6 protein-coding genes and 1 pseudogene are annotated in these 6,985 nt (G+C 70.1%); 5 read left to right on the top strand and 2 right to left on the bottom strand.

All coding sequences use genetic code 11. The features are described from left to right. Positions 1-1,799: bifunctional proline dehydrogenase/L-glutamate gamma-semialdehyde dehydrogenase PutA (putA, locus tag EQG76_RS18285; protein ID WP_159715816.1), on the top strand; the 1,799-nt coding region annotated here is incomplete at its 5' end. Positions 1,800-1,843: 44 nt separating this feature from the next. Beyond that, positions 1,844-3,133, top strand: coding sequence for an NAD(P)/FAD-dependent oxidoreductase (locus EQG76_RS18290; protein ID WP_159715817.1), 1,290 nt, complete (start codon positions 1,844-1,846; stop codon positions 3,131-3,133). A gap of 61 nt (positions 3,134-3,194) precedes the next feature. Here the strand turns inward: EQG76_RS18290 and EQG76_RS18295 are convergent, their stop codons facing one another. Further along, entirely contained in the window at positions 3,195-4,067 is an 873-nt protein-coding gene (locus tag EQG76_RS18295) for a prephenate dehydratase (protein ID WP_159715818.1), read from the bottom strand. Then, positions 4,064-4,837, bottom strand: coding sequence for a 3-deoxy-manno-octulosonate cytidylyltransferase (locus EQG76_RS18300; RefSeq protein ID WP_159715819.1), 774 nt, complete (start codon positions 4,835-4,837; stop codon positions 4,064-4,066). The genes EQG76_RS18295 and EQG76_RS18300 overlap by 4 nt, the downstream gene beginning before the upstream one ends. Positions 4,838-5,068: 231 nt before the next feature. On the opposite strand from EQG76_RS18300, the gene EQG76_RS18305 reads away from it, so the two are divergent. The 3 genes and pseudogenes from EQG76_RS18305 to EQG76_RS18315 all read left to right on the top strand — a co-directional run. Then, complete coding sequence (locus tag EQG76_RS18305) at positions 5,069-5,710, top strand: c-type cytochrome (protein WP_200840912.1); 642 nt, start codon at positions 5,069-5,071, stop codon at positions 5,708-5,710. 74 nt (positions 5,711-5,784) lie between these two features. Further along, positions 5,785-6,576, top strand: coding sequence for a histidinol-phosphatase (gene hisN / locus EQG76_RS18310; RefSeq protein ID WP_159715820.1), 792 nt, complete (start codon positions 5,785-5,787; stop codon positions 6,574-6,576). An 85-nt stretch (positions 6,577-6,661) separates the two neighbouring features. After that, positions 6,662-6,985: pseudogene (locus EQG76_RS18315) on the top strand (hypothetical protein); the annotation flags it as partial.

The raw sequence follows: 6,985 nt of genomic DNA on the forward strand, positions 1-6,985 counted from the left end.
GCCTGCCCGTACCCTGCCGGGTCTATGCCCCGGTCGGCAGCCACAAGGACCTGCTGCCCTACCTCGTCCGCCGTCTCCTGGAGAACGGCGCCAATTCCAGCTTCGTCCACCAGGTCGTCGACCGCCGGGCATCGCTGGAGGCGCTGACCGCCGATCCGGTCGAGCGGCTGCGCGGCTTTGCCAGCAAGCGCCACCCGGCCATCCCGCGGCCCGTCGACATCTATGGGCATGAACGGCGCAACAGCGAGGGCGTGGACCTGTCCGACCCGAAGGCCCTGGCCGAGCTGGCACGCCGGCTGGCGAGCCTGCCGGCGGCCCATGCGCGCCCGGGCGTCGAGAGCCGGGAGCCGCCCCGCCCGGTCTGCGACCCGGCCGACCGGCGCCGCGAGGTCGGCAGCGTCGTGTTCGCCGATGCCGAGGCAGCCGAGCGAGCCATCGCGCTGGCGCATCGCGGCCAAGGCGGCTGGGAGCGTCGCCCGGTCGAGGAGCGCGCCGCATTGCTGGACCGCGGCGCCGACCTGTTCGAGCGGCACCTGGTCGAACTCGTAGGCTTGTGCGTCCGCGAGGCCGGCAAGACCGTGCTGGACGCGGTCGCCGACGTGCGCGAAGCGGTCGACTTCCTGCGCTACTACGCGTCCGAGGCCCGCCGGCTGCTGGGCCGGCCGACCGAGCTGCCGGGACCGACTGGCGAGCGCAATCTCCTGTCCCTCCACCCGCGCGGCGTGTTCGTGACGATCGCACCCTGGAACTTCCCGGTCGCGATCTTCGTGGGCCAGCTCGCCGCCGCCCTGGTCGCCGGCAACAGCGTGGTCGCCAAGCCCGCCGAGGCGACCTCGCTCACCGGCCGGCTCTGCTGCGACCTCCTGCACCGGGCCGGCATCCCGGCCGATGCGCTGGTGTTCCTGCCGGGCGAGGGCAGCGTGGTCGGCAAGGTCCTGGTGGCCGACCCCCGCTGCGCAGGCGTGGCGTTCACCGGCTCGACCGCCACCGCATTCGCGATCAACCGCGCCATGGCCGCGACCGACCAGCCGCTGCGGCCGCTGATCGCCGAGACCGGCGGGATGAACGCGGTGGTGGTGGACAGCTCCGCCCTGCTGGAGGCGGTGGTGCAGGACACGCTGGACAGCGCGTTCCGCTCGGCCGGCCAGCGCTGCTCCGCCCAGCGCGTCCTGTTCGTCCAGGACGAGATCGCCGAGCGCGCCATCGAGATGCTGACCGGTGCCATGGCCGAGCTCGCGGTGGGCGACCCCGGCCAGCTCGCCACCGATGTCGGCCCGGTGATCGACGGGAAGGCGAAGGACAAGCTGCTGGCCCACGCCCAGCGCATGGAGCGGGAAGGCCGGCTCCTGTACCGCGCGAGGCTGGACGAAGCCTGCGCGCACGGCACCTTCGTCCCGCCCATGGCCTTCGAGATCGACCGGATGTCGCGGCTGACCGAGGAGGTGTTCGGGCCGATCCTCCATGTGGTGCGCTGGCAGGCCGGCCATCTGGACGCCGTGATCGATGCGGTGGCCGCCACCGGCTACGGCCTGACCTTCGGCGTCCATTCCCGGATCGACGAGACCGTCGAAACCCTGACCTCGCGGGTCAAGGCCGGCAACATCTACGTCAACCGCAACATCATCGGCGCGGTGGTGGGCACCCAGCCGTTCGGCGGCGAGGGCCTGTCCGGCACCGGCTTCAAGGCCGGCGGCCCCCACTATCTCCTGCGCTTCCTCACCGAACGGACGCTGACGGTGAACACTGCCGCGGTCGGCGGCAATCTCCAGCTCATGGGTGCCTTGAAGGACGAAGCGTGACTTCGCCCATGAATCGACCTTCCCCTTCGAATCGGACCATCGTGATGACCCACGCGCGGCAGCCGCTGCCGAAGAGCCTCTATGCCGACACTGCCATTCCCGCCGTCGAGACGCCGCCGCTCTCAGGCGAGCGATCCGCCGACGTAGCGATTGTGGGCGGCGGGTTCACCGGCCTGTCGACGGCGCTGCATCTGGCCGAGAAGGGGATCAGACCCATCGTGCTCGAGGCCAACGAGCCGGGCTGGGGCGCCTCGGGCCGGAACGGCGGGCAGGTGAACCCGGGCCTCTACCCGGACCCATCCGGGATCCTGACGGCGTTGGGCCAGGAGCGCGGCAAGCGGGCGCTGGCGTTCAGCAGCGACGCGCCGAACGTCGTGTTCCGCCTGATCGAGCGGCAGCAGATCCAGTGCGAGGCCGCCCAGACCGGGACGCTCAGGGTGGCGTACAACCAGGAGGGTCTGGCCCGGACGAAGGAGACCTTCGCGCAGCTCCAGACCTCGGGCTCGCCGGTGGTGTGGCGCGACGCCGGTGCGCTGGCGGCGGCGACCGGCACGGACCGCTATGTCGGCGGCATGCTGTTTCCCCACGGCGGCAAGGTGAACCCGCTGGGCTACGCGCGCGGCCTAGCCAAGGCGGCGATCAATCTGGGTGCCGTCGTCCATGGCGGCTCGCCGGCCACCAGGATCGAGCGGCAGGGCACGCGCTGGAAGGTGACCACGCCCGACGGCAGCGTCACGGCCGACCGCCTCGTGCTCGCCACCAACGGCTACAGCGACGGGCTGTGGCCCGATCTCGCGGAAAGCATTGTGCCCCTGTTCAGCACCATCGCCGCCACCGAGCCCCTGCCGCCAGAGATCGCCGCTAAGGTGATGCCGTCCGGCAGCGTGCTCTACGAGGCCGGCCACGTCACCGTGTACTACCGGCTGGATGCTGGCCACCGCTTGCTGATGGGTGGCCGGGCAAGGCAGCGTCCGCTCGAGGACATCGCGGACGCACGGCACCTCATCGACTACGCACACCGGCTCTTCCCGCAGCTGAACGGCCTGCGCTGGACCCACGCCTGGAACGGCCAGCTCGCCATCACGCCGGACTACTTCATCCACGTCCACGAGCCGGCCGAGAACGTGCATGTCTGCCTCGGCTACAATGGCCGCGGCGTGGCGATGGCGACCGCGATGGGCATGGCGCTGGCCGAGCGCGTCGCGGGCGGCCGGGCGGAGGAGCTGCCGATCCCCGTGACCGGCATCAAGCCGATGCCGTTCCACGCCTTCTGGAAGACCGGCGTGGAGATCAGGATTCTCTATGGCCGCATCCGTGACCGGCTGGGCCTGTAGGCAGCGAGGATGAGGGAGGCAGGGGATCGCGCGGACCGGCGCGGTCCTGCTCCGCATGGCTTCAGGCGATCTCCGCCCGGAACGGGTGCGCCGGGTAGACGCCCAGGATCTCGACCGAGTGGCTGAAGAAGCGCAGCTCCTCCAGCGCCAGCCGCAGGTTCTCGTGCCGCGGATGGCCCATCACGTCGGCATAGAACTGGGCCTGGGTGAACGAGCCATCGATATAGCTTTCCAGCTTCACCATGTTCACCCCGCAGGTCGCGAACCCGCCGAGTGCCTTATAGAGTGCCGCCGGCCGGTTGCGCACGGTGAAGGTGATGGTGGTCATCACGCCCGGCGCATCCTCGCCCGGATCCTGGGGCGTGCGCGAGAGAACCAGGAAGCGCGTGGTGTTGTGCTCGGCGTCCTCGATGTTCTCGGCCAGCGAGACCAGGCCGTAGAGCTCGCCCGCCAGCTTCGAGGCGATCGCCGCGCGCGTGGGGTCGCCGGCCTCGGCCACGTCCTGCGCAGCACCGGCCGTATCCGCCACGACCACTGCCTGGAGATGGTGGCGGCGCAGGAAATGGCGGCACTGGCCGACCGCGTGGACATGGCTCTCCACCGCGCGCAGCCCCTCGATCGTGGCGCCCGGCAGGCCCAGCAGGTGATGGTTCACCCGCACGAAATGCTCGCCCACGATGTGCAGCCCGCCGCGCGGCAGCAGGTGGTGCACGTCGGCGACCCGCCCGGCCACAGTGTTGTCTACCGGGATCATCGCCAAGCGTGCCGCACCCTCGCGCACCGCACCGAACGCGTCCTCGAACGAGTGGCAGGGCAGGGCCACCAGCTCGGGAAAGGCCTCCCGGCAGGCCAGGTGCGAATAGGCGCCGGGACGTCCCTGGAACGCGATGGTGCGCTCGGGGCTGACGCCAGTAGGATCGTGCGGCTTGGTCATCGGTCTTCGGTTCGGGGTCTGGCGAGGCTCAGGATCTGCCGCGCGCGGTCGAGGTCATAGGGCGTGTCCACGCCGAACGGAACCGTGTCCACGAGGCGTACGCCGATCGCCATGCCGTTCTCGAGCGCGCGCAGCTGCTCCAGCCGCTCGCGCTGCTCCAGGGGCGAGGGCGGCAGGTCGGCAAAGCGCTCCAATGCGGTGCGCTCGAACGCGTAGATGCCGATATGGTGCAGGATCGGGCCGTCGCCGGACGGGCAGGTGGCGCGGGTGAAGTAGAGGGCCCGGCCGATCCTGGGCTCGTCGGGGTCGAGCGAGACCACGGCCTTGACCACGTTCGGGTCGACCTTCTCGCGCGGGTCGTCAGTGGCACAGGCCAGCGTCGCCATCGGCACGCCCAGCCGGTCGAGCGGCTCCAGCACCTGGGCCAGCACTCTTGGATCCAGGGTCGGCAGGTCGCCCTGCAGGTTGACGATCCGCTCCGCGCGCCGCTCCGGGTCGATCTCGCTTAAGGCCTGCCGGATCCGGTCGGTGCCGGACGGCAGGTCCGGGTCGGTCAACACCGCCTCGCCGCCCGCGGCACGGACCACCTCCGCGATCACCGGCTCGGCGCAGGCGACCACCACCCGGCCGATCGCCGCCTCGGTCGCGCGGCGCAGCACGTGGACGATCATCGGTGTGCCCGCGATGTCGGCAAGCGGCTTGTCCGGCAGGCGCGACGCCTTCATCCGCGCCGGGATCAGGACGAGGGTCTGGCTCAAGGACGGCTCCATTGATTGGCCTGGCGAAGGACCTGGGCGATGACCCAGGCGGCTGGCTGGGACAACACTGGATCGATCCGAAGTTTGCCGGCAACGGCTTGCGACGAAGCGGCGCGCCCGCTGGTCAACTTGACGGACGCCCGCCATGGTCGCTAGAGCCGCACGCGATCGGCGCGGCAGTTCGCATCGCCGACGGCCGTCGTCAGGACGGCGACCGATCGGAACGGAAAGGCTGGCTTCCTGATGGCATCCTCGCTCGAAAGCAACAAGCTCATGGCGGGCATTCTCACCGCCGGGATCATCGCCATGGGCGCGGGAGTCATCTCGCGGATGATCTACAGTCCCGAGATGCCCGAGGAGAATGCCTACCACGTCGCCGTGGAGGACACGGCTGCCACCGCGCCCACCGAAGAGGCCGAGGAGCCGATCGCCGTCCGGCTTGCCTCCGCGAATGTGGAAGCCGGCGCGGCCTCGGCCAAGAAGTGCGCCTCCTGCCACACCTTCGATGCCGGCAACGAGAACAAGATCGGCCCCGGCCTCTACGACGTCTACGGCCGTCCCGGCGGCACTCATGCCGGCTTCAGCTATTCCGAGGCCATGGTTGCCCATAACGTTCCATGGGATGCCGCGGAGCTCGACGCCTTCCTGAAGGCGCCCAAGACCTATCTCCCCGGCACCAAGATGGCGTTCGCCGGGATCTCCAAGCCGGATGAGCGCGCCGACGTGATCGCCTATCTCCACTCGCTCAACCCGAACGCGCCGCCCCTGCCCGTCGCCGAGGCGGCACCCACGGCCGACGCACCGGCCACCCCGGACGAGGCTCCGCCGGACCCGGACGCGGCCATCGAGCAGGCCCCGGAGCAGACGCCCGAGCAGGGCGGCTGACTCCTTCCTCATGACGTGAGGGCAGCCCCTTCAAGGGGGCCGCCCTGCCATCCTGCCTATCCCTGGAGATCCGCGTGACCGGCGCGTCCACCAACGAGCTTCTGGATTTTGCCCACCAGCTCGCGGACGCCGCCGCCGAGGTCCAGCGCCGCTGGTTCCGCGCCGAGCTGAAGATCGAGAGCAAGCTCGACGAGAGCCCGGTCACGATCGCCGACCGGGAAACCGAGCTGCTGATGCGTGAGATGATTCAGGCCCGGTTCCCGGACCACGGCATCTTCGGCGAGGAATACGGCAAGCAGGCGGTCGATGCCGAATATGTCTGGGTGCTGGACCCGATCGACGGCACCAAGTCCTTCATCTGCGGCCGCCCGCAGTTCGGCACGCTGATCGGCCTGGTCCGCCAGGGCGAGCCGCTGCTCGGGATCATCGACCAGTCGATCCTGCGCGAGCGCTGGGTGGGCGTGCAGGGCGAGCCTGCCACCTTCAACGGCCGCGCCATCCGCACCCGGCCTTGTGCCGATCTGTCGGAAGCGGTGCTGGCCTCTTATTCCCGCCGGATGTTCCCCAAGGGGCCGCAGCGCGACACATTCGACGCACTGGAGGAGCGGGTCTACCTGTCCCAGTTCAACACCGACTGCTACGGCTACGGGCTGCTCGCCGCGGGCTTCGTCGACCTGGTGGTGGAGCAGGACCTGTTCCCCTACGACTACCTGCCGATCCTGCCGATCCTGGCAGGGGCGGGTGCCGTCGTCACCGACTGGAAGGGCCGGCCGGTAAGCATGGGCTCGCCCGGCCGGGTGATCGTCGCGGGCGACGCCCGGGTGCATGCCCAGGCGCTGGCATTGTTCGAGTCCCTGCCGGACTGACCACCGGTGCTGGCCCTGGGCCGGTCGCCGCACTAACCTTGCTCCCGTGGCTGCAACGGCAGCTTGCCAGAGGGAGAATGGACGGATGATGGATCGGCGGGGCTTCTCGAAGGCCGGCCTTGGCTTCCTGGGCGCATCGCTGGTTCCGCCGTTCAGGTTCGCCCATGCCGCGGACGCGGTGCCCGCCTACGGCATCTCGATGTATGGCGAGTTGCACTACCCGCCGGACTTCACCCATTTCGACTACGTCAATCCGGATGCGCCCAAGGGCGGCAACCTGGTCCTGTCCGCGGTGGGGACGACCTTCGACACGCTGAACCCGTTCGTGCTGCGCGGCGTGCCGGCAGCCGGGGTGGGCCTCGTCTACCAGACCCTGGCCGAGAACTCGCAGGACGAGCCGTTCGCCGAG

It is taken from the genome of Geminicoccus flavidas (genome assembly GCF_009806515.1).
Classification (GTDB): domain Bacteria; phylum Pseudomonadota; class Alphaproteobacteria; order Geminicoccales; family Geminicoccaceae; genus Geminicoccus; species Geminicoccus flavidus.